Source organism: Corynebacterium tuberculostearicum, assembly GCF_016894265.1.
Taxonomy (GTDB): Bacteria; Actinomycetota; Actinomycetes; order Mycobacteriales; family Mycobacteriaceae; genus Corynebacterium; species Corynebacterium tuberculostearicum_D.
Genome location: NZ_CP069791.1, coordinates 1,999,897 through 2,020,204, shown reverse-complemented (window position 1 = coordinate 2,020,204; position 20,308 = coordinate 1,999,897). Strand labels below are relative to the sequence as shown.

Sequence of the window (20,308 nt, the reverse complement as noted above, 5' to 3'; positions counted from 1 at the left end):
AGTATTTAACCGTGTTTTCTTCCATTGGTTGGCCCGAGATTTTCGTCATCGTGGTCTTGGGCATCATCGTCATCGGCCCGGAGCGCATGCCCGAGGTGATTAAGGATGTGCGTGCAGCCATCTACGCGGCGCGCAAGGCCATCAATAACGCCAAAGCAGAGCTCAACGGCGAGATGGGGTCGATTACCTCGGAATTCGATGATATCCGCGGCCCGCTCACCCAAGCCGCACAGTGGACGCGCCTCGGCCCGAAGGGCGCTATTACCAAGGCGCTTTTCGACGGCGACGATTCCGCCTGGGACGATTTCAACCCCAAGAAAATGGCAGAAAACGTCAAGACCGCTACCGCTCCACAGGAGCCGGAGGAGCAGCCGCAGCCTCAACCGCAGCAGCAGCGCCGCCCGAGCTTCGACTACTCCCAGGTCTATGCCGAGCAGCCGCAGCCAGAGCCCCAGCCGCAGTCTCAGCCGCAGCAACACACCGAAGCCTCCCAGCCGACGGAGCAGCCCACGCCAGAGAAAAAGCCGCCACGCGGTGGGCAAGAATCCACCGGCGGCGGCTTGTGGGGCGATGTAACCTAGAGCGCTAGTTCACGCCCAAGTTGAGGTTTTTGCCCACCAGGGAATCAGAACGTATGGCCAGCTTATCGGCCACTGCCTGGATCTGTTGGGCGGCGGGGGACTCGGGGGAATCGAGAACAATCGGTGTGCCGGCATCGCCACCGCTGCGCAGGGTGGGATCCAACGGCACGGAGGCCAGCAGTGGCACCTCATGGCCCAAGATGACGCCTAGGCGATCGGCCACAATCTGTCCGCCGCCAGAGCCAAAGACATCCATGGTGGAGCCATCCGGCATCACCATGGCGCCCATGTTTTCAATTACGCCGGCCACGCGCTGGCGGGTCTGCTGGGAGATGGATCCGGCGCGCTCTGCCACCTCGGCCGCCGCGGCCTGCGGGGTGGTGACAATGAGTAGCTCCGCATTCGGGATGAGCTGGGCTACGGACAAGGCGACGTCGCCAGTGCCCGGAGGCAGATCCAAGAGCAGCACGTCGAGGTCGCCCCAGAAAACGTCAGCCAGGAATTGCTGTAGCGCGCGGTGGAGCATGGGGCCGCGCCAGACTACCGGGGCATTACCCTCCACAAACTGACCGATGGAAATGTGCTTAATGCCATGAGAAATCGGCGGCAGCAGCATCTCATCATCGAGCACGGTGGGGCCGTCGGTGCAGCCCAGCAGGTTGGGTACGGAGTGGCCGTAAATATCGGCGTCCACGATGCCAACCTTGAGGCCCTTCTGGACCAATGCCGCGGCAAGGTTGACGGTCATGGAGGACTTGCCTACGCCGCCCTTACCGGAGGCCACCGCGAAAACGCGAGTGGTGGAATCTGGCTTTGCAAATGGGATTTCCGGCTCGGCTTGGCCACCGCGCAGCTTCTTCTTCAGCTCGCGGCGCTGCTCGTCGCTCATGGCTTCCATCGTCACCGTGACGTTTCCAACGCCCTCGATATCCTCTACCGCAGCGCGGGTATTGGACTCGATGGTGGATTTCATGGGGCAGCCAGCGATGGTGAGGTAGATTTCCACGGCCACGTCATTACCGGTGACGGTAACGGACTTCACCATGTTGAGTTCGGTGATGGGGCGGCCGATTTCGGGGTCTTCGACGCGGGAGAGTGCCTCGCGTACGGCGGATTCAGTAATAACGCTAGACATAACCCTTGCCATCTTAGTCACGCCGCAACAGGAGGTAAACACGCCCTCGGTGTAGAATCAGCTAGACGCTCACGCGCCGCTAACCAAAAAGGAGAAGAGTATCGCTATGCGCAGCTTTGCCCGTCCCGCCCGCGCCATTGCCGGTGTGGTGCTGTCTGTAACGCTGCTTTCCAGCTGCTCTTCCCAGTTCGATACCAACCCCATTGCTAAGAGTCCCCAGAGCGAGCCGATTGGCATTTTGGTCGATGCCAATGAGACCGACCAGCTGGTCCTCGCGGAGATCTACCGACAGGAGCTGATGGGACAGGGCCGTGAGGCGTCCATTGTGAAGGAAGACATCTTCCAGAACACCAAGGGTGGGCGCTCCATGAACCCAGGCGGCAATTTCTATGTGGGCTGCACCGGCGCGTTTCTCAATATCTTAAACCCCGGTGAGGCACGGGCGATTTCGAAGGACTACAAGAAGGCACAGAAAGCCTCCGAGCCCGGCGGCGAGGACTACCTGGCCCGTACCCACATTGCGCTCATGTCGAGCTTGCCCACGGATACCTCCACGGTTGAGCCTTCCGGTGCCAGCGGCTGCGAGGACGCCGAGCCCGAATTGCCAGAGAATTTCGTGGTGCTCTATCAAGACGGTCTCTTCGACCGCGAAGAGCGCCAGGCTGTGGCCTCGCTGACTAAGTTCATTACCCAAAAAGACCTCTCTGACATGGCCGAAGAGGTAGAAAACGACGACTCCAGCGCGGAAAAGGTCGTACGCTCCTGGATGAATTCCTCCGGTGGCGACATCGCCCATGAAGAGGGCGACTCCGATTCTTCCGGCGGGTCGAATCTCACTGGTTCTTAATGATTGATCGTTGGCAGGTTTGTGTGAGTTTCCCGGGTTTGTTGGCAACTTGGAGCTCCTGATGGTTAGCAACCGGCAGACCAACACCTCCACAGAATCAAGGACACGTGTGACTCGATATGGAACCATTCTGGGCTTGTGAATGCCGACGCTAGTGCTTTTTCATTGCTCCCGGGTGTGAGTGACAAGCATCCGCGACACGATTGGACATATCGAGTAAACGCTCTAATTCTTAACCCGCTCCCTTTGCGCTCATGGTAAAGCGACCGTCAAGACGCTGGCGTCGGCATGAGTAAACCCCAGTGAGGCGGTCCTCACTGGGGTTTAAACGGGGCAGAGGCGACTAGATGTCGAAGGCCTCTTCCAGCAGGTTCTTCTGCTCAATCTGGTGAACCTTGGCGTTACCGGTGGCAGTCGAGGACTGAGCACGGCGGGAAACGCGAACCAGCTCCGGCATATCCGGAATCAGGGTGCGCAGGTGCTCGTTGTAGAACGGCCATGGGCCTTGGTTGGCCGGCTCGTCCTGAACGAAGCGGACCTGGTTGGCATTCGGGTAAGCCTCGAAAGCCTCGCGCAGGCGGTTGAACGGAATCGGGTGGAGCATCTCCACGCGGACGATGGCGATGTCATCGCGGCCGTCGGCCTCGCGCTTCTTTTCCAGATCCCAGTACAGCTTGCCGGAGACCAGCATGATGGTCTTGACCTTGTCGGTATCGCCGACCTTCTTGCCGTTGACATCAACGAAGTTCGGGTCGTTGATAACGGACTGGAAGCGCTTGACCTCGGTGAAGTCTTCCACGGCGGAGGTAGCTGCCTTGTTGCGCAGCATGGACTTCGGGGTGAAGACGACCAGCGGACGCTTCATCTCACCGAGTGCCTGGCGGCGCAGCAGGTGGAAGTGGTTAGCCGGGGTGGAAGGCTGAGCCACGGTCATGGAACCCTCAGCGCACAGCTGCAGGTAGCGCTCGATGCGGGCGGAGGAGTGGTCCGGGCCCTGGCCCTCGTAGCCGTGTGGCAGGAGAAGTACCAGGCTGGACAGCTGGCCCCACTTGGCCTCACCGGAGGAGATGTACTCGTCGATGATGGTCTGGGCGCCGTTGGCGAAGTCACCGAACTGTGCCTCCCAGGCCACGAGGGCGTCTGGGTTGCCCACGGTGTAGCCGTATTCGAAGCCCATGCCGGCGAACTCGGTCAGCGCGGAGTTATAAACCATGAACTTGCCGCCGTTGCCCTTGGAGGTGGCGATGGCGTGCATCGGGTTGTACTCGTTGCCGTTGCGTGGGTCGAAGGTGACGGCGTGGCGCTGGGTGAAGGTACCGCGTCGGGAATCCTCACCAGCCAGGCGGACAACCTTGCCTTCGCCGGCCAGGGAACCGAAGGCGATGAGCTCGCCCCAGCCCCAGTCGATGCCGCCCTCACGGGAGGACTTCTCGCGCTCCTTGGCTACCTTGCCCACGCGCTTGTGGTACTCGAAGTCCTCTGGTGGGTTGCCATAAGCGGCACCCAGCTCGGCGAGTTCCTCAGCGGTAATGGAGGTATCGAGGCCGCGGGTGAGCTCCTGGGAGGAAGTGATGCCGGTCTGCTCCTTCGGGCGAGCCTTGCCGGCTTCCTTGTGCTCAGCAAAGACGGATTCCATCTGGTCGTGGAAGTCACGTGCGGCTGCTTCGGCATCCTCAGCGGAAAGGTCACCACGGCCGATGAGATCGTTGGTGTAGTGCTCGCGCACTGCCTTGTGCTCGTCGATGACGGAGTAGAGCTCCGGCTGGGTCATGGACGGGTCATCGGCCTCATTGTGACCGCGCAGGCGGTAGACCATGAGGTCGATGAAGACGTCCTTGCCAAACTGGCGGCGGTACTCGGCTGCCATCTGACCAACCCAGACAACTGCCTCTGGGTCATCGCCGTTGACGTGGAAGACCGGGCAGTCGAAGCCCTTGGCCAAGTCGGTGGCGTAGTGGGTAGAGCGGCCGGAGTCCGGGGTGGTGGTGAAGCCCACCTGGTTGTTGACCACGATGTGGACGGTGCCGCCGTTGTTGTAACCGCGCAGCTGGGACAGGTTGATGGTCTCCTGAACAATGCCCAGGCCGGTGAAGGAGGCATCGCCATGCAGCATGACTGGAACAACGGTGTGGCCCTCTGGGCCCTTGTCCAAGATGTCCTGCTTAGCGCGGGCGATGCCCTCCATGACCGGATCCACGGCCTCGAGGTGGGATGGGTTGGCGGCAAGGGTGACCTTGATTTCGCCATCGCCAAACATCTGCAGGTGGTGGCCCTCGGAGCCCAGGTGGTACTTCACGTCACCGGAGCCGCCGAGCTGGCCGCCCTTGTAATTGCCGTCGAACTCGCCGAAGATATCGGCCAGTGGCTTGCCCACGATATTGAACAGGACGTTCAGGCGGCCGCGGTGCGGCATGCCGATGACGACCTCGTCCAGATCCTGGCCGGCGGCGGTATCGATGATGGAATCCAGCAGCGGGATGAGGGTCTCGGCGCCCTCGAGGGAGAAGCGCTTCTGGCCCACGTACTTGGTCTGCAGGAAGTTCTCGAATGCTTCGGCGGCATTGACCTTCTGCAGGATGTACTTCTGCTCCGCGTTGGTCGGCTTCGGCATGCCCGCCTCCAGGCGGTCCTGCAGCCAGCCGCGCTCATCGCGGTCCAGGATGTGGGTGTATTCGGAGCCGACCTTCAGGGTGTAGGCGGCGCGCAGGCGGGACAGCACCTCGCGCAGGGTCATCTGCTCCTTGCCGCCAAAGCCACCGACGTTGAAGGTGCGGTCCAGATCCCAAATGGTCAGGCCGTGGGTCGCGATGTCGAGGTCGCGGTGGTCCGGGTTAGGCAGGCCCGGCTGTACCCAGCCCAGCGGGTTGGTATCGGCCAGCAGGTGGCCGCGGGAGCGGTAGGACTCGATGAGCTGCATGACGCGGGTGTTCTTGTCCACGCCGGAGTTCGGCACGTCCTGTGCCCAACGGAACGGCTCATAAGGCACGCCCATGGAGGAGAAGAGGTCGTCCCAAAAGGCGCCGTCGACAAGCAGCTGGCCAATGGTGCGCAAGAACTCTCCGGACTCTGCACCCTGGATGACGCGGTGGTCATAGGTGGAGGTCAGGGTAACCAGGCGGCCGACGCCCAGGTCTGCCAAGCGGTCCGCGGAAGCGCCAGCGAACTCGGCCGGGTAATCCATAGAGCCCACGCCGATGATGGAGCCGGCGCCCTTAGTCAGGCGGGCGATGGAGTGGCGGGTGCCGATGCCGCCTGGGTTGGTGAGGTTAATGGTCACACCAGAGAAGTCATCCATGGTGAGCTTGTTCTTGCGAGAACGGGTAACGATGTCCTCATAGGCCTCAACAAACTCGGAGAAGGACTTGGTCTCGCACTCCTTGATGGCGGCGACGACCAACGCGCGGGAGCCATCCTTCTGCGGCAGGTCAATGGCCAGGCCCAGGTTAATGTGCTCCGGCTGGATGACATAAGGCTTGCCATCCTTTTCCTCGTAGCGCACGTTCATGTCTGGGTGCAGCTGTACGGCCTTAACCATGGCGTAGCCGATGATGTGGGTAAAGGAGATCTTGCCACCGCGAGTGCGCTTGAGGTGGTCATTGATCATGGAGCGGTTTTCCCACATGAGCTTGACCGGCATATCGCGCACGGTGGTAGCGGTAGGAATCTCCAGGGATTCCTCCATGTTCTTCGCAATGGCCTTGAACATGCCCTTGAGCTGGCGCTCGTCGCCGCCCTTGTAGTCTTCGATGCGGTCGAGCGGGGACTCGGACTTCTTCACGGACTGCTTTGCCTTAGCGGACTTTTCCTGCGCCTTGGCCACGGACTTATCCACGTTGGTCTCGCGGGCCTCCTGCTTGCGGGCGGTAGTCGTACCCTCAGTCTTCTTCGCGGCAGGCTTAGACGGCTTCTTCGGGGCTTCCTTGGCAGGTGCCTCAGACTTGGGCGCGCCGTTTGCTTCGAAGTAGTCGCGCCACTCCTTATCTACGGAGTTAGGGTCCTTGGAGTACTGCTGGAACTGCTCGTCTATCAGCCACGCATTGGGGCCGAAGATATTCGATGTGCTCACGGCAGGTATTCGCCTCATTTCTCTGCTTTAAAATGGTCGTTTATTCGACTTTAGTGCGGCCTTTGCACGAGCGCATGCGTCACTCGCCAAAGAGTCTGCCTACATGATACGGGTCATACCCCTAAACTCACTATGTTAGGGGTATCAATAGCCCCGCTTAGTGGTTTCCGGCTACCCCTAGGCTTGGGTGAGGGGAGAAAGCTGCTCGCTGGCGTGCTCGATGACCTGCTTGGCCAGCTTGCGGTTGGCGGTGGTGCCCAGCACGGCGCCGATGCCCATGGGCATGAGCTTGCTGATCCACGCCCACTTCAGGCGCTTGGTGATCTGCTTGGTAAAAAGCTTGGTCAGGCGGCCGTTGATGCCAGACAGCGTCGGGCCGGAGAAGCGGGAGAGGCTAGCGGCCGAGCGCATGCCCGCCACGCTATTGAGATCGCCCACAAAAGTATCCACCAAAGCGGACCCCTTCGAACCGGTCAGCACCAAAAGTACAAGGGCGCGGCGGCGCTCGGGGGACTTGATGTCATCGCCACGCAGGTAGGCCGAGGCCAAGATGTACCACGCGGCCGCCTCCAAGAAGACTACGGATTCGCCGGCGATGGTAGCTGCGCCGGTTACCAAACCGACACCAGGGATGGCAGCAGAAGCGCCCGCGGCCGCACCGGTGCCGGAGGTGATATTGAGGAAGTGCTTGTCAATGAGTTCTTGCAGCTGCTGCGGGCTCGCGTCCTTATTGCGCTTTTTCAGGTTGTCGACGTACTTGATGATGACACCGGACTGCACGGCTACTGCGCGGTCCAGGGAATTGAGGAGCGCGGAGGTAAAGCGGTTGGTATCTTCCGGATCGATGTCATAGGTATCGACGGTGTCGACCTCGGCGGAGTTGTCCTTCTTGTCTTTAGTAAAGAAACCCATGTGTCCTTTTCTTTCGCTAAAACTTATCTGCGCCCAGCATAGTAAAGGCTCTATTAATACGCCGTCGCGCCGCAAAGAGATCGCCGAGGGCGTGCAGGGCACCTAAGCTAGAGGGCATGGTTACGCCGCACGAGAACAACCGCGACTCTGAGGGTTTCCCTCTGGAGGAGTCTTCCGCGGCGGCGCGCCTGAAAGCGGAGCAGGCCCACGAACGCGCCCGCCGCGCGCATGAAGAGGCCCAAAACGCCTTGGCAGATGAGCTCACCGTGCGCACCACCTCCGGGTGGGTGCGCGGCGTTATAGAGGAGGACCTGCGCACCGATCGCCCCATTAGCGCCGGGCCGGTGCTCACTTGGCGCGGCATCCCCTTCGGCGATACCACCGCCGGGGACAACCGCTTCCGCGCCCCGCAGCCCGCACCGGCTTGGGAGGGCGTGCGCGATTGCAGCCAGTTCGGCCCACCGGCCCCGCAGACCACGTATTCCTGGACCGACCGCATTATCGGCTCCGAGGACTGTCTGCACCTCGACATCGTGCGCCCGCGCACCGAAGAGAAGCTTCCCGTGGTGGTCTACCTACACGGCGGCAGCTTCATAATGGGCTCGTCCCACATGCTTATGCTCCGCGGCTTTGAGTTAGCCACCCGCATGGACGTGGTCTACGTATCCATTAACTTCCGCCTCAACTCCCTGGGCTATTTGGATCTGCGCAGCCTGGGCGGGGACTGCAGCGCTAACCCGGCGGTGGCCGATCAGATCCTGGCGCTGCAATGGGTGCGCGACAATATCGCGGCCTTTGGCGGCGATCCTGATTCCGTCACCCTCATGGGCGAATCGGCCGGCGGCGCGGCGGTCCTCACCCTTATGACGAGCCCGGCCGCGGAGGGCCTCTTCCACCGCGCCATCGCCCAGTCCCCACCGATTGCGATGATCCATTCCCGCGCCCAGTCCACCTTGTGGGCGCGCGAGCTGGTTCACCGCCTGGCCTTGCCCCGGCGCACCTCGGTGGAGGACCTGCGCCAGGAAAACTTTGCCGATCTGGTGCGCTCGGGCCAATCCATGATGTGGCGGGCCGGCGAGCTCATTCACCTTAATTCCTGCTACGCGCCCACGGTGGATGATGAGCTCATTCCGGAACACCCCATCGCCGCCTTTGAAAACGGGAACCAGCACCAGATTCCGCTGCTCATCGGCACAAACTCGGACGAGGCTAGCTTTGGTAAATTCCTCTTCCAGCGGCAAAGCTCCCGTGAGCGCGCCGCCTTGCGCCTTCTGGCTTCCTTCGATCCCCAGCACGCCCCCGAGGTCGTCGCCGCCTATGACGGCGCGGTGGCCCGGGAGGACTTTGCGCACCTGCTTGCCGACGCCCTCTTTTGGGCACCCTCCACCCGCATCGCCACCGCCCATGCAAAAGTGGCGCCAACGTGGATGTATCGCTTCGACTTCGCCTCTGCCGTGCTCAAGTGGCTCGGCCTCGGCGCGATGCATTCGATGGAGCTCGGCAATGTCTTCGGTGACCCTTATTCCTCGCGCGCGTCTTTCCTGACCAATTGGGGCTCGCGCGCGGAGATGGAGGAACTTACCGCCACCATGCAGCAACACTGGTCCGCCTTTATCCACGGCGGCCGCCCGGAGATGAGCTGGCCGCGCTACGGATCCACTCACCGCGCCACCATGATCTTCGATGCCGAGGCCTATATTGAGCACGCCCCGCACGAGCTCAAGCGACAAGCCTGGGAGGGATACCACATGTTGGAGTGGGGAAGTGGGCGCCCGGAGCTGGTGAGATCTTTGGGCTTCCAACCATCCGGGTGGGAATAACGGTAGACTCCACAGTGACCGCGGGCGGCGGCTTGCCTACCGTGGGAACCTCTGCTTCCGAAGGATGGATTTTAAACCACCATGAGCTTTTTCGAAGATATTGCTTCTGCATTGGATGCCGAGGGCATCGAGTCCCGCGTCAACGATGACGTCATGTTCGTTCCAATCACCTCTGATCTGGAAATCCAATTTATTGAAATCGATCCGCTTCTCCCCGCCGCGAACGTCTACATTGCCGCGGCGGATGTTGATGAAGACGATGAGGAATTTGAGGCAGTCCTCGTCTCCGTCGCCTTCTCTGTAGATGATGCCGTGGAGGCGGTGTCCCGCCACATCGCTACCGACCAGGTGGTCACCGTTCTGCGGGACCTGCTGGAGGGCACCGATGAGCGCATCGCGGAACTAGAATTTGCCCAAGATGAGCTCAACCCGCACCTCGTCGTGGCCGAAGTGGCCAATGACTCGGAGCTGCGCGTGCTCGTGGAAACCATCGACGGCGTCCCGTCCGCCATCGTGCGCTTCCTTGCCTTCGATTTCGATGAAGACGATCTCGATGACATGGAGGATGAGGCAGTCGCCCTCGCCTGGGAAGTGGACGAAGAGGATGAGGACCTCGACGAGGCTGACCGCCTCGCCCTCTTTGATAACGCCGAGTTTGATGACGTTCCCATCGTGGAGGTTCCCGCCGAGGCCCTTGAACTTGGCACCTACACCGACTTCGATCGCCTCTTTGATGTCCTAGGCCTCGTCTCCGAGCAGGCCCTGGACTGGGAGGCACAGCTCGTCTCCTTCGATGACGAAGACTACGAAGAGCCCGATGTCTACGACATCTTCGGCGAAGACGACGAGGACGAAGACGAGGACTACTTCGACGGCGACGATGCCGACCTGGACTACGAATCCGACGCCCCCGCAGCCGGCGAAAAATAGTCCCCGCCTCCCCATAGTCCAGCCCCGCCGCCTTCCGCGGCCACGCTGGGCCTTTCCCGTTTTAGGGGCCCTTTTGTGTTGCTACTTTCGCGCGCCGCCAATTAGGCTTTAGGACATTCCCAGCCTGCAGCTGGAAAGCTGCCCTAAACCAAGCCTTATGAGGAAGAGAAGACCATGGCAATGACCCGCGATACCACGTGGCGCTACGTCCTCGTCGTTATCGCCGTGGCACTCTCGCTCGCCGCGTGGTTTTGTACCGTCCTTGGGGTGTACTCCACGGTAAATGTGACTTTCGAGTCCTACCTGACCGCCAGCGTCTGGGTCCTCCTCCTAGTGGCCGCGGTGCTGCTATATACCTCGCAGCATGGGTTGGTGCCTAACTGCATCCTCCTGTATCCCATCTTCGGCGCCTCCATCAACCTGCTATTGGGCTCGTTGACGGTGCGCACGCAGGTGCCGATGTTCTTCGACACCGTCGGCACCGCCATCGTCGCCATCATCGCCGGTCCCGTGCTCGGCATGGCCACGGGGCTTACCACCACCGTATTGGGCGGAGTGTACTTTGCCTATGATCTCGCCTTTGCGCCCGTAGGCATTTTTATCGGTGCCGCAGTAGGCCTGCTGGCTCGCCGCGGGGTATTCAACAAGCTGTCGTGGATTATTTTCTCCGGCCTCGGAATGGGCATCGGCTCCGGCGTGATGAGCGTGTACGTGCTCATCTTTTCCTTCAGCGGCCGACCGCGCAAGGGACCGCAAAACCTCACCAAGTTCTACGAGATGATTTTCCAAGACGAGCGCTTGGCCATCATCTTGCAAGGCCTTACCACGGACATTCTGGATAAGGTCTTTACCGTCCTCATCGCCTGCTTGGTCCTGCGCTTTATGCCAAAGACAATCGCCCGGCACTACACGGTGACCTTCAATCGCGAGGTGATGCGGAAGGTGCTCCACGCGCCTGACCCGCACGCAGGGCCAGACGCATCTGCGCAGTCAACAAAACAGCGCGCGACCGCCTAGGCGGCTTGGCTGAAGCCGGCGAAGAGTGACTCGGGGGAGTGGACCGGCTGATAGGAGCTATCCACGAGCCACACATAAGTGGCATTTGGACCACGGGAGACCTCGTGGACTGCGCCAACCATCTCTGCCGGCACGAGTGTACGCACCCAGCCCTCTGCCACGGCCGGATCTACCGGCTGGCCAAAGTTCTCGGTAATGCGAATGGTAATCAGATAGGCCGGAATGCGGTCTTGCCCAAAGCCGCGCACGCGAGCTTTCACGCGTGCGCCCACGCGGTGGCGGGTAATGCTCATGCAGTACTCTCCGCTCGGTCCACCGGCGGGCGTCGGCAGTTGCTTTATCGGTGGGCGCCAAGTGGGAGTAGGGCGCGCGAGGGAGCGTGGGTGGTGCATGATGGCGGCGATGGAGTTGATGGTGTCATATTCGTGGTAGAGCAAGTCTGCCGCAATCTCGGAGGCGGACTGGGGCAGGTTCATTGCGGTGGGCTGGGGAAATTTCTTTTGTACGTTGTGCATGGCCATAACACTAGAACCCAGTGCGGACATAGCCCCACCAAAAAACAAACACGTGTTCGAACGCAAGCTGCAAATGGCTTTCCCTGATGCCAAGGATTAGAGTTGCAGCCGATATGATGAATACACACAGTGGGGAAGTAGAACACGAGGAAGCACCTAAGATCCCACGCGAAATCTGGGTCATGGTTACCGCCGCTTTTATTATCGCTTTGGGCTATGGCCTCATCGCCCCGCTCCTGCCGCAGTTTGTGGTTAGCTTCGATGTCTCCATGGCCGCCGCAGGCCTTGTGGTCTCCATCTTCGCCGCCTCGCGCCTTATCTTCGCGCCCATGTCTGGTTCTTTGGTGGACCGCGTGGGCTCGCGCCGCGTTTACCTCATCGGGCTCATGACCGTCGCGGTGACCACGGGCCTCGTCTCCATCGCCCAAAGCTATTGGCACATCGTGGCCCTGCGCGCCCTGGCCGGCATTGGCTCGACCATGTTCACCGTCTCGGCCATGGGCCTTATCGTGCGCATGTCCCCGCCGACGATTCGCGGCAAGTGCTCTGCCACCTACGCCACTGCCTTCCTGCTCGGTAACGTCGCCGGCCCCGTTCTTGGTGCCAGCCTGTCCTTCCTGGGGTTCCGCTGGCCATTCTTCATCTACGGCGTGGGCGTGGCGCTGGCCGCGTTCGTCGTCTGGTGGCAAATGCCTCGCGTGAACCACAAGCAGGCCAGCAAGGACAAGCTGCCGCCCATGCGCTTGCAGGAGGCCTGGGGTGATACCGCCTACCGCGCGGTGCTGACCTCCAACTTTGCCCATAGCTGGATCAATATGGGCGTGCGCGTATCCGTCCTGCCGCTTTTTGCCGCCTCCATCTTCCACAATGGCGCGGCCGCCTCCGGCCTGGCGCTCGCAGTCTTCGCGGCCGGCAACGCCATCGTGCTGCAGTTCTCCGGCAAGTGGTCCGACATCCATGGCCGCAAGCCGCTTATCCTCATCGGCCTCTTTGGTTCGGCCATCTTCATGGTGCTCATGGGCATGGCCACCAGCGTGTGGTTCCTCCTGCTCGTCTCTGCCTTTGCCGGCGCCTCTTCCGGGCTTATCAACCCCTCCCAGCAGGCCGCGGTGGGCGACATCGTGGGCAATGACCGCTCCGGCGGCAAGGTGCTATCCACCTTCCAGATGGCCGGAGACTTCGGCCAAATCTTGGGCCCCATGCTCATTGGCCTGCTTGCCGACGCCTCCGGCTTCCCCCTCGCCTTCACCGTCTGCGGTGCCATCGCCTTCATCGGCATCATTGCCTGGGCGTTCGGCCGCGATCCGCACGCCGCGGTGGGGAACAAGCCGAAGCGGGTGCCGCAGGAGAAGTAGGCACGTATTCTCGGCTAGAGAATTTCACCCAATTGGGAAGCGCAAAGATAAACGAAGGCAACGGAGATTACCGCCATCAACGTGTTGACGATCCAGCCGTTTCTCCATTGCTTTGGGGTGTGTTTGGTGTTCAGCAGGACCAAAAGGGTAAGGCCTAAGAACGGCATAAACAAAGCGCCCAGGACTCCGTAGGCGATGATGAGTCCGGTTGGCTTTCCAAGGAGTAGAAGCAGCATTGGTGGGAAGGTCAGCCAGATGAGGTAAGCGCGGTAGTACTTTCCACCAGTACTGGTTCGGGGATCGCCTTGCGGGATCTTTTTGAGGTGACCGATGTAGTCAGCAAACATCAGGGATACACCGTTCCACACGCCAAGGCAGGAAGAGAATGCGGCGGAGAAGAACCCGACGATGAACAACTTAGACATGAACGTTCCGTAGCGGTCCTCGAGAACGTCTGCCATATCAACGAGTCCTTGGTCGTTATCGGACACAGCGACGTTAGCGCTGTAGAGCAGTTCTGCGCCCAGTGCGAGTGTAGCCAGAACAAAAATACCGGTAACCGCGTAAGCTACAGCATTGTCCATGCGCATAACCTTCATCCATTTTGGCGTGTACCATTCCTTTTCTCTCAGCCAGTAGCCATAAGCAGCAAGCGTGATTGTGCCACCTACTCCGCCGGCGATGGACAGTACATAGATGAAGGAGCCATGGGAAACTTGAAAAGTTGCAACATATCCAACCGCTAGGCCGCGTGAAACAGGTAACCACCAGAGGCAGAGTGGTAGGGGAATGAGGCTCGGGCCTGGGGTGACACGGTTACCCATTAGTGGGGTGTAGCCGGACAACGCGAGTAACTGGCGTGGTCATGGCTTCTATCGCGCAGGGTCTACTTATTGCTATGGCCTGAAGTCGGGGACGTGTATCCCAGGGGTGTAACGCCTGGTAGACTCCCCGCCTTGATTTACCCCTAATGGGTAACTTAAACGTCTACCGCCGTGCCCCAGGACGGCCAGGACGGGTAGCCCTCATGTCCGGCCCGTGTCGTATGGTGTGTTTATGAACCGGTTGCAATTCTGGGAATGGGGTTTATGGCCCTGGCTGGGTGACGTTATCGCCTCCCAGCCGTTCCTCACTCTCATGGTGCCCGTGGCCACTCTCACGGGCGTGGTAATCACCACGAAAAGTAATGAACGTATCCGCCGCCGGGAACTCCAGGGGGAGGGAGAACGGTGGCGTTATGAGGTTGTGAGAGATAGCGCGGCGGTGCAACGCCAGGCGGTCCTCACGTTCCTGGCGGAGGTGGCAAACCTACAGGGCAAAATGGAGGCTAAAGCCTACGGAGCCGCCCTGGGGTACGTGTCAGAAATAGATCAACTCGTTGATGGTGAACCCGGGGACTATGAGGTGGTTAACGGCCAAATGGATACCGCCCGCTGGTTTCTGAATGAGGCCATTACACGCGCCCTCACGCTGGAGTTGTCACTGGCGGATCCGGTGGTCCGTTCTAACGCCGTGGTCGTCCGCCAGGCTATGGAGACGGACAAGTCTAGGTACTACGCGCCGGAGGGAGAACCGAAACAGATACTCCCTAATCCCTATGTTGATGAATTACTAACGGAGACTTACCCCATGTCTAAGGCTGTAGAGACGGCCCTGGAGGACTTGAAAGAAACGGCCATTAACCGCCTCCACCCGCTCCCGCCGGAGCTGTCAGTGGAACAACCACAGTCGAACTGGTGGCCGTTCGGAAAGAGGGGCACTCCATCGACTGCGAAAAGAAGTAGAAGATGACATGGCCCACACCAGTTACCTTTATATGGGTTTTAGGGGAAGGTGCGCGAGTTTCCAGCGCCACAATCTAGTTGACTTCACAAACTTCCCGGGGCTCGTTTTTGACAGCCGGGACTTAAAGCCCTGCACCGTCCACCAAGGATTGTTGGTTCGTTCAAGTACCTTCATAACGTCTGCTTGCTGGGCCTGATTTTGAATACGTCGCCAATACCGTTTGAGCAATGGATTAGTGGGCCACACCGGTTTGTATGTCAATGAGAGAGACTCACCTAGCCCGATTGCGCAACCGACAACAATCTCTCCCCGCCCATCGCACCTCATTTCGCTTATGTGACCCCGAAAACCGTCTTTGGGATAAATCAGGTCACTACCTTTTTCGAGCGCGAAAGTGTCCCCAAAAACGACCGTGCGAAACCCGTTGTTCCGTAGTAGCGCCGTTTCGTCATCAATGCGTCGGAGTTCTAAGCGTGGGCGAGAGGTCCGTTCAATAAGACCGAGAGTAGAGGCAACCAAAAGACCAGATATAACGCCCGAGACGGTTCCGTCTGTGATCCCGTTTGACCAGCACATTGAATGAGGTTTCCTTTACATAAATTCCATCACTGGGCGTTTGGATATTCTACCTAACGCATACGAAAAGGACCCAGGCCTTGAATTGGCCCCCGAAAGTTGGATTGGTTTAATTCTAGGCGGTTAGGGTTTCAAGGGTCTGATTTCGAAATAGGGGGCAAAAACCAGGAAGTCTACCGACCCATTTCTCGGCACCCATGGAACATGGTGTTTCCGGTGGCAAGGCTATACCGTCCAACGCTTTCGGCTAGAACAATTTTCATAATCATACCGATTATGACTGCCCACAAGAGAGCGTAGCCATAGCGTTGGCCCGCAATCATGGTGGCAACTAAGTCAGCTGCGCCGACACCAGTCGCTGCGGCAACATATCCCGGACCAACTAAGGTCCATTTCTCCCTTGTCTGGTTCGTCATTCCTTTGCCGTGCATTCCCCCTGCAGGCCGGACGGCACTCGATTCGCTGGTTTGACTCATAGAACCCTCTCGATTGAGTGTGCTTTAAATCACTATAGGGAGAGCGGCGCTTGCTACCAGCAAAACGGGTGTATCCATTTCCTGAACGGATTTCTAGGCCACCGTTCTTCCCGCAGCATACAGAGCCTTAGGCATCGACCTTTGGAGCTTCCATTCAAATTGAATTGGTTTTTCCCCATGGTGGGATACATAGTCCACCGCGCCTAGATAGGTATAGGCGCTCGCTGTCCCGACTTCGTTCTTCTTAGTAAAGCGCGAGGCAATAAGTATTTTTCCTTCACGCTCCCGATGGCCGATGTATCGCCTAGCCGCCTTCGATTTCAAAGTTGTTGTTGATTGAGATTCCCAGTGCAAAAGGTCGGGTGAAATTGGGTAGTCGCGGTAATTTGTCGAAGCACTAACCTGGTCGTCTTTTTGAAATGTCACCAAGAAGAGATCTGTGTTGATATCGGGAAAGTACTTCACTCCTTCGCGTGGCAGGTTTACAAGCTGCTGAAGGCTTCCTGACTCTAAAGCACCAATAAGCTCGGCCAACGAGTAATCCGCATGCGTTTCCAAAACTGAACTATCGCTATGCTGTGGAACGATGCGCGAGGAGTCACTGCTCAGTTGCATAACCTGCTCCAACTCCCAAGCAACTTGTGGATGCTGGCGCAAAGTCGTCAGGGCGGCGTCATAGGAACCAGGGTGCGGAGAATTTGAGTTCGCCCAGAATCCGAGTACGAGCATTCGGGTGAAGGCCTGGTCGGATGGCCCCATGTCGGAGTAGCGAAGATTTGAGGAGGAAAGGATACGCAGATAGGCATCGATTCGGTGTGGATCGTTGACGTGAAGGAAGACCCGAATTCGGTTAAGTAAAAACGATTCGGTCTCATCCGTGTTTTGCTGTAGTAGCCCTTCTTCTCGAAGTAGCCGGGTCCATGAATATTTGGATGGACGGTAGATATCCTCTAATTGCAGGTTCGAATCCTCAAGGAACTCTTTGAGATTCGTGGTTCGAATTTCAGAGAGCAATGCACGCACTTTGCGTAAGGAATTCCGTGAGACCTTCTTGACGTTTCGGAGAACCTGCTCGGTCGTCGATTGGTCGAACTGGATATGCGAACCCGGTGGGGTGGTGGGGAAGCCCTGCTCAATTTCTTCAGCTAAGCGCTTGCCCCGCTTCCGGGTTAAGGCATGGAATTTTCGCTCAAAATCAAAATCGACGTGCTGCTGTCCAATGAAATCGAGAATGACGCAGGAGTCCTTGCCTGGAGATAGACGAAGACCACGACCCAGTTGTTGTAGAAAGACCACAGGGCTTTGTGTCGGGCGGAGCAAAAGAAGGGTGTTAACAGAAGGAATATCAACGCCCTCATTAAATATATCTACAGAGAACAGGACTTTGACGTCGCCAGTCTCCAGATCTTTGATGGCCTGAGCACGCTCGGTGGCGGTGAGATCGCTTGTGACAGCTCGCGCTGGGATTCCAAATTGCTGGAATTGCCGCGCCATATATTCTGCGTGGGCAATCGTGACGCAAAAGCCGATAGCTTTCATCTCTGAGAGATCGAAGATGCGTCGGTTTAGCTCGTTAACAATGAAGCGGGTGCGCTTTTCTCCCGCTTTGATGTAGAACTCGGAGAGCTCTTCGGTGTTGTAGTCCTTTTTTCCTCGGCTCCAAGTCAATGAGGAAAGGTCCGTTCCATCGGCAATCCCGTAGTAATGCATAGGGACTAAGAGCTGTAGACGCAAGGCATCCCACAAACGCAGTTCATGTGCTACGCGATAGTCAAAGTATTTCTGGACGTTTTCGCCATCACCACGTTCTGGTGTTGCCGTTAAACCCAGGAGCTCTTGTGGCTGGAGGTGGTCCAAAAGTGCTTTATAAGTGGGGGCTTGTGCGTGATGAAACTCGTCGATTACTACGGCATCAAAATGCTTGCTATTTAGGTTTTGTAAACGGGAAGCGCTGAGAGATTGCACGCTGGCGAACACATAGTCCCAGCGGCGAGGCTGAGCGCCGTCGACTAGCAGCTCGCCAAAGTCCGCGTCTTTAAGCACTTCCTGGAATGTCCGGCGGGCTTGTTGAAGAATTTCTTTCCGGTGTGCAACGAAAAGCAGCCGAGGGCGTCGCTTCCATTGTTCGCATAGGTTCCGGTAGTCCAATGCGGCAACTACTGTCTTTCCTGTTCCTGTAGCAGCAACCAGGAGGTTCCTATGCCGATCTTTTACCTCACGCTCTGAGCGTAGCGCTTCGAGCATTTCTTCTTGGTAGGGGTAAGGAGTTACCTCAAGGCCAGATAACTCCAGTTGGCGAAGTGCTCCGGAGTTTTCGCCACCCTTGGCAACGCGAAGAGACCGCTCGAGTCTCTCCATGTCGCGATTTGGGTCGAAGGTCTTGAAATGACTGTCGTGCCAGTAGCTATCGAAAGTCTTGATGAACTTATCGATTACTTCAGGAGTCGCGGTATTGGACCCGCGGACATTCCACTCCCAACCATCGACGAGAGCAGATCGGGAAAGGTTGGAACTGCCGATAAAGGCAGTATCGAATCCGGACTTTCGGCGGAATAGCCAAGCTTTGGCATGAAGGCGAGTGGATTTGTGCTCATAGCAAATCTTTACTTCGGCCTGATACTTTTCAACCAATCGCTCGAGCGCAGCTGCGTCGGACGCACCGCAGTAGGTAGAAGTGAGTAGCCGGAAAGGGATCTCGTTATCGCGAAGGTACTCGAGTTGTCTATCAAGAACGCTGATGCCGGAGTTCTTGATGAACGCACAGAGCAGATCAACCGAATCAGCAGTTTTGATTTCTCTCTCGATTTCGCTGGTTAAACTAGATTCTCCTTGGGTGTTAGTGAATAGTGCACTCTTGGTGAGTGAAACATCCGGAAGTAAGGGAGGGTCCGCCAATCCGGAGTTGTATACGGCGTAGAGGAGTTCTTCGGAATCAATTTCCTCATCTTCGCCCAGTAGAAGCGCGATGTTATTGATTAGGGCAACCCGGTCTTCGGGTGACTTCAAACCGTATAGCCGTCGCTCTAGGAGTGAACCAATATGTTGTGAAACCGCCGAGGTATAGCGGCCATGAGCCTCTTCATCGGAGCTTCTTCCAATACCGAATCCTGCAGCAGGATGTTGGCTTAGCGTTTCGTTCATTCGTTCACGAATTCGGGCCGTAATAGGGGTCTCGTAAACGCCGAAAGGTAGGGAAGAGTCAGGGTTGGTACTCATAATGACCAAATTCTAAAGGCTTCGGTATGCAAATTGGCTGATTCAAGGATTGGCGAAGTAAATTTTCTCCAGACGGTGTTGCCCTTCAGTGATCTTCATTATTCGCATTCCCCAGAGACTTTGAACTCGATTAAGAAGTGCAATCCCAGCAGTCTAAATTTTTATCCCTGTTGACTGGAGACTGGATTGAGAAGTCCAAAATGGCTACGAGATGAGATTCTTTTGGTCGCCGAAATTGGAATCCGTTTAGGATGGCCAGCTACAGGACCTAAGGAGGAAATATCTCGGGTTTCCAACCTTCTGGCCAGGGGAGTCATGTATGGAGATGAATTCCAGCCAGGTCCTAAATTTAGGAATGTCAATGGCGTGAGCCGGAAATACTTTGATCTCTACTCGGCGCGCCCCTCCTATCAAGGACAAACGACAAACGGAGGCAAGGCAACGCAGGAAATCGCAGCGTTGGCGGAATCCGATCCGCAATTGGTAGTGCGTTTGGCGGAGGATATCCGCCGCATGCTGGCAGAAGGAAAATACGAAAGGAAGAATCTTTCTTTTCTTAGCTGTGACTAGAAGCAATAGCTTCTACTGCCGGGATATCTGCGGGAGCCCACGTCAGGTGCGCGGCCTCTGTGGAGGTAACCCATTTTGTATCGTCGTGATCGGTCAGGCGTAGGTCGCCGTCGACAAGCGTGCAGTAGAAAGTGGTTAGCTCAATCGTCGCAAAATCGTACTCGTAGGTTGTTGTCGTCACTTTCTGGCCGACCTCGGCGATGAGGTTAAGCTCCTCGCGAATTTCACGAGCTAGGGCTTGCTCAGGGGTTTCACCAGGCTCGATCTTTCCACCCGGAAATTCCCAGTGGCCTTCCAGTGGCTTGCCTGGTTTCTTGCGGCAGGCGAGGAACCGCTCGCCGTCGTGGAAGACGGCGCCAACGACGCGAATGGGGTTAGACATGACTCCATTGTGCCTTGGATCTCGGAAACATCTAGACAGTGAACTGTTACTTAGATAACATATCCCCAATGTTCGCGTAAGGCTGTCACGCGGGCTTGATTTTTGTATGCAAGCTTGAGGGGACG

Annotated in this window: 16 protein-coding genes; 8 read left to right on the top strand and 8 right to left on the bottom strand. The window is 58.0% G+C overall.

Annotated features, from left to right (window positions below):
• Positions 1 to 11 precede the first annotated feature (11 nt).
• A complete protein-coding gene (locus I6J28_RS09620) occupies positions 12 to 581 on the top strand; it encodes a twin-arginine translocase TatA/TatE family subunit (protein WP_204609527.1) in 570 nt (189 codons plus the stop codon).
• Between the two features lie 4 nt (positions 582 to 585).
• Here the strand turns inward: I6J28_RS09620 and I6J28_RS09615 are convergent, their stop codons facing one another.
• Entirely contained in the window at positions 586 to 1,716 is a 1,131-nt protein-coding gene (locus tag I6J28_RS09615) for an Mrp/NBP35 family ATP-binding protein (protein ID WP_040425048.1), read from the bottom strand.
• Between the two features lie 106 nt (positions 1,717 to 1,822).
• Between I6J28_RS09615 and I6J28_RS09610 the strand changes: the two genes are divergently transcribed.
• On the top strand, positions 1,823 to 2,563 hold the full coding sequence (locus tag I6J28_RS09610; RefSeq protein ID WP_204609525.1) for a hypothetical protein: 741 nt from the start codon (positions 1,823 to 1,825) through the stop codon (positions 2,561 to 2,563).
• A gap of 343 nt (positions 2,564 to 2,906) precedes the next feature.
• Here the strand turns inward: I6J28_RS09610 and I6J28_RS09605 are convergent, their stop codons facing one another.
• Positions 2,907 to 6,629 (bottom strand): multifunctional oxoglutarate decarboxylase/oxoglutarate dehydrogenase thiamine pyrophosphate-binding subunit/dihydrolipoyllysine-residue succinyltransferase subunit, encoded by a 3,723-nt coding sequence (locus tag I6J28_RS09605; RefSeq protein WP_410493291.1) that lies wholly within the window; start codon positions 6,627 to 6,629, stop codon positions 2,907 to 2,909.
• Between the two features lie 177 nt (positions 6,630 to 6,806).
• Positions 6,807 to 7,541 (bottom strand): hypothetical protein, encoded by a 735-nt coding sequence (locus I6J28_RS09600; protein ID WP_204609521.1) that lies wholly within the window; start codon positions 7,539 to 7,541, stop codon positions 6,807 to 6,809.
• A gap of 116 nt (positions 7,542 to 7,657) precedes the next feature.
• Here I6J28_RS09600 and I6J28_RS09595 point away from each other — a divergent pair, with 116 nt between their 5' ends.
• From I6J28_RS09595 to I6J28_RS09585, 3 genes are all read left to right on the top strand, one after another.
• Positions 7,658 to 9,361 (top strand): carboxylesterase/lipase family protein, encoded by a 1,704-nt coding sequence (locus I6J28_RS09595; protein WP_204609519.1) that lies wholly within the window; start codon positions 7,658 to 7,660, stop codon positions 9,359 to 9,361.
• 81 nt (positions 9,362 to 9,442) lie between these two features.
• Positions 9,443 to 10,291 (top strand): DNA primase, encoded by an 849-nt coding sequence (locus tag I6J28_RS09590; protein ID WP_204609517.1) that lies wholly within the window; start codon positions 9,443 to 9,445, stop codon positions 10,289 to 10,291.
• A 174-nt stretch (positions 10,292 to 10,465) separates the two neighbouring features.
• On the top strand, positions 10,466 to 11,308 hold the full coding sequence (locus tag I6J28_RS09585) for an ECF transporter S component (protein ID WP_204609515.1): 843 nt from the start codon (positions 10,466 to 10,468) through the stop codon (positions 11,306 to 11,308).
• Here the strand turns inward: I6J28_RS09585 and I6J28_RS09580 are convergent.
• Positions 11,305 to 11,823, bottom strand: coding sequence for a hypothetical protein (locus I6J28_RS09580; protein WP_234447197.1), 519 nt, complete (start codon positions 11,821 to 11,823; stop codon positions 11,305 to 11,307). The two genes, I6J28_RS09585 and I6J28_RS09580, sit on opposite strands and share 4 nt — an antisense overlap.
• Before the next feature lie 113 nt (positions 11,824 to 11,936).
• Between I6J28_RS09580 and I6J28_RS09575 the strand changes: the two genes are divergently transcribed.
• The gene (locus I6J28_RS09575; RefSeq protein WP_204609513.1) at positions 11,937 to 13,178 is read left to right on the top strand and encodes an MFS transporter; all 1,242 of its coding nucleotides are present in this window, start codon (positions 11,937 to 11,939) and stop codon (positions 13,176 to 13,178) included.
• A gap of 14 nt (positions 13,179 to 13,192) precedes the next feature.
• Here the strand turns inward: I6J28_RS09575 and I6J28_RS09570 are convergent, their stop codons facing one another.
• Positions 13,193 to 14,002: an Nramp family divalent metal transporter gene (locus I6J28_RS09570; RefSeq protein WP_204609511.1), complete on the bottom strand. Its 810-nt coding sequence runs from the start codon at positions 14,000 to 14,002 to the stop codon at positions 13,193 to 13,195.
• 232 nt (positions 14,003 to 14,234) lie between these two features.
• Between I6J28_RS09570 and I6J28_RS09565 the strand changes: the two genes are divergently transcribed.
• Positions 14,235 to 14,969, top strand: coding sequence for a hypothetical protein (locus I6J28_RS09565; protein ID WP_049361434.1), 735 nt, complete (start codon positions 14,235 to 14,237; stop codon positions 14,967 to 14,969).
• 743 nt (positions 14,970 to 15,712) lie between these two features.
• Here I6J28_RS09565 and I6J28_RS11910 read toward each other — a convergent pair.
• Together I6J28_RS11910 and I6J28_RS09555 are read right to left on the bottom strand one after the other, a co-directional pair.
• On the bottom strand, positions 15,713 to 15,955 hold the full coding sequence (locus I6J28_RS11910) for an Nramp family divalent metal transporter (protein WP_255712070.1): 243 nt from the start codon (positions 15,953 to 15,955) through the stop codon (positions 15,713 to 15,715).
• A 153-nt stretch (positions 15,956 to 16,108) separates the two neighbouring features.
• A complete protein-coding gene (locus I6J28_RS09555) occupies positions 16,109 to 19,231 on the bottom strand; it encodes a DEAD/DEAH box helicase (protein ID WP_204609509.1) in 3,123 nt (1,040 codons plus the stop codon).
• Between the two features lie 315 nt (positions 19,232 to 19,546).
• On the opposite strand from I6J28_RS09555, the gene I6J28_RS09550 reads away from it, so the two are divergent.
• Entirely contained in the window at positions 19,547 to 19,801 is a 255-nt protein-coding gene (locus tag I6J28_RS09550) for a hypothetical protein (protein WP_239454591.1), read from the top strand.
• On the opposite strand, the gene I6J28_RS09545 is transcribed toward I6J28_RS09550, so the two are convergent.
• Complete coding sequence (locus I6J28_RS09545; protein WP_204609507.1) at positions 19,788 to 20,183, bottom strand: (deoxy)nucleoside triphosphate pyrophosphohydrolase; 396 nt, start codon at positions 20,181 to 20,183, stop codon at positions 19,788 to 19,790. The two genes, I6J28_RS09550 and I6J28_RS09545, sit on opposite strands and share 14 nt — an antisense overlap.
• Positions 20,184 to 20,308: the final 125 nt, after the last annotated feature.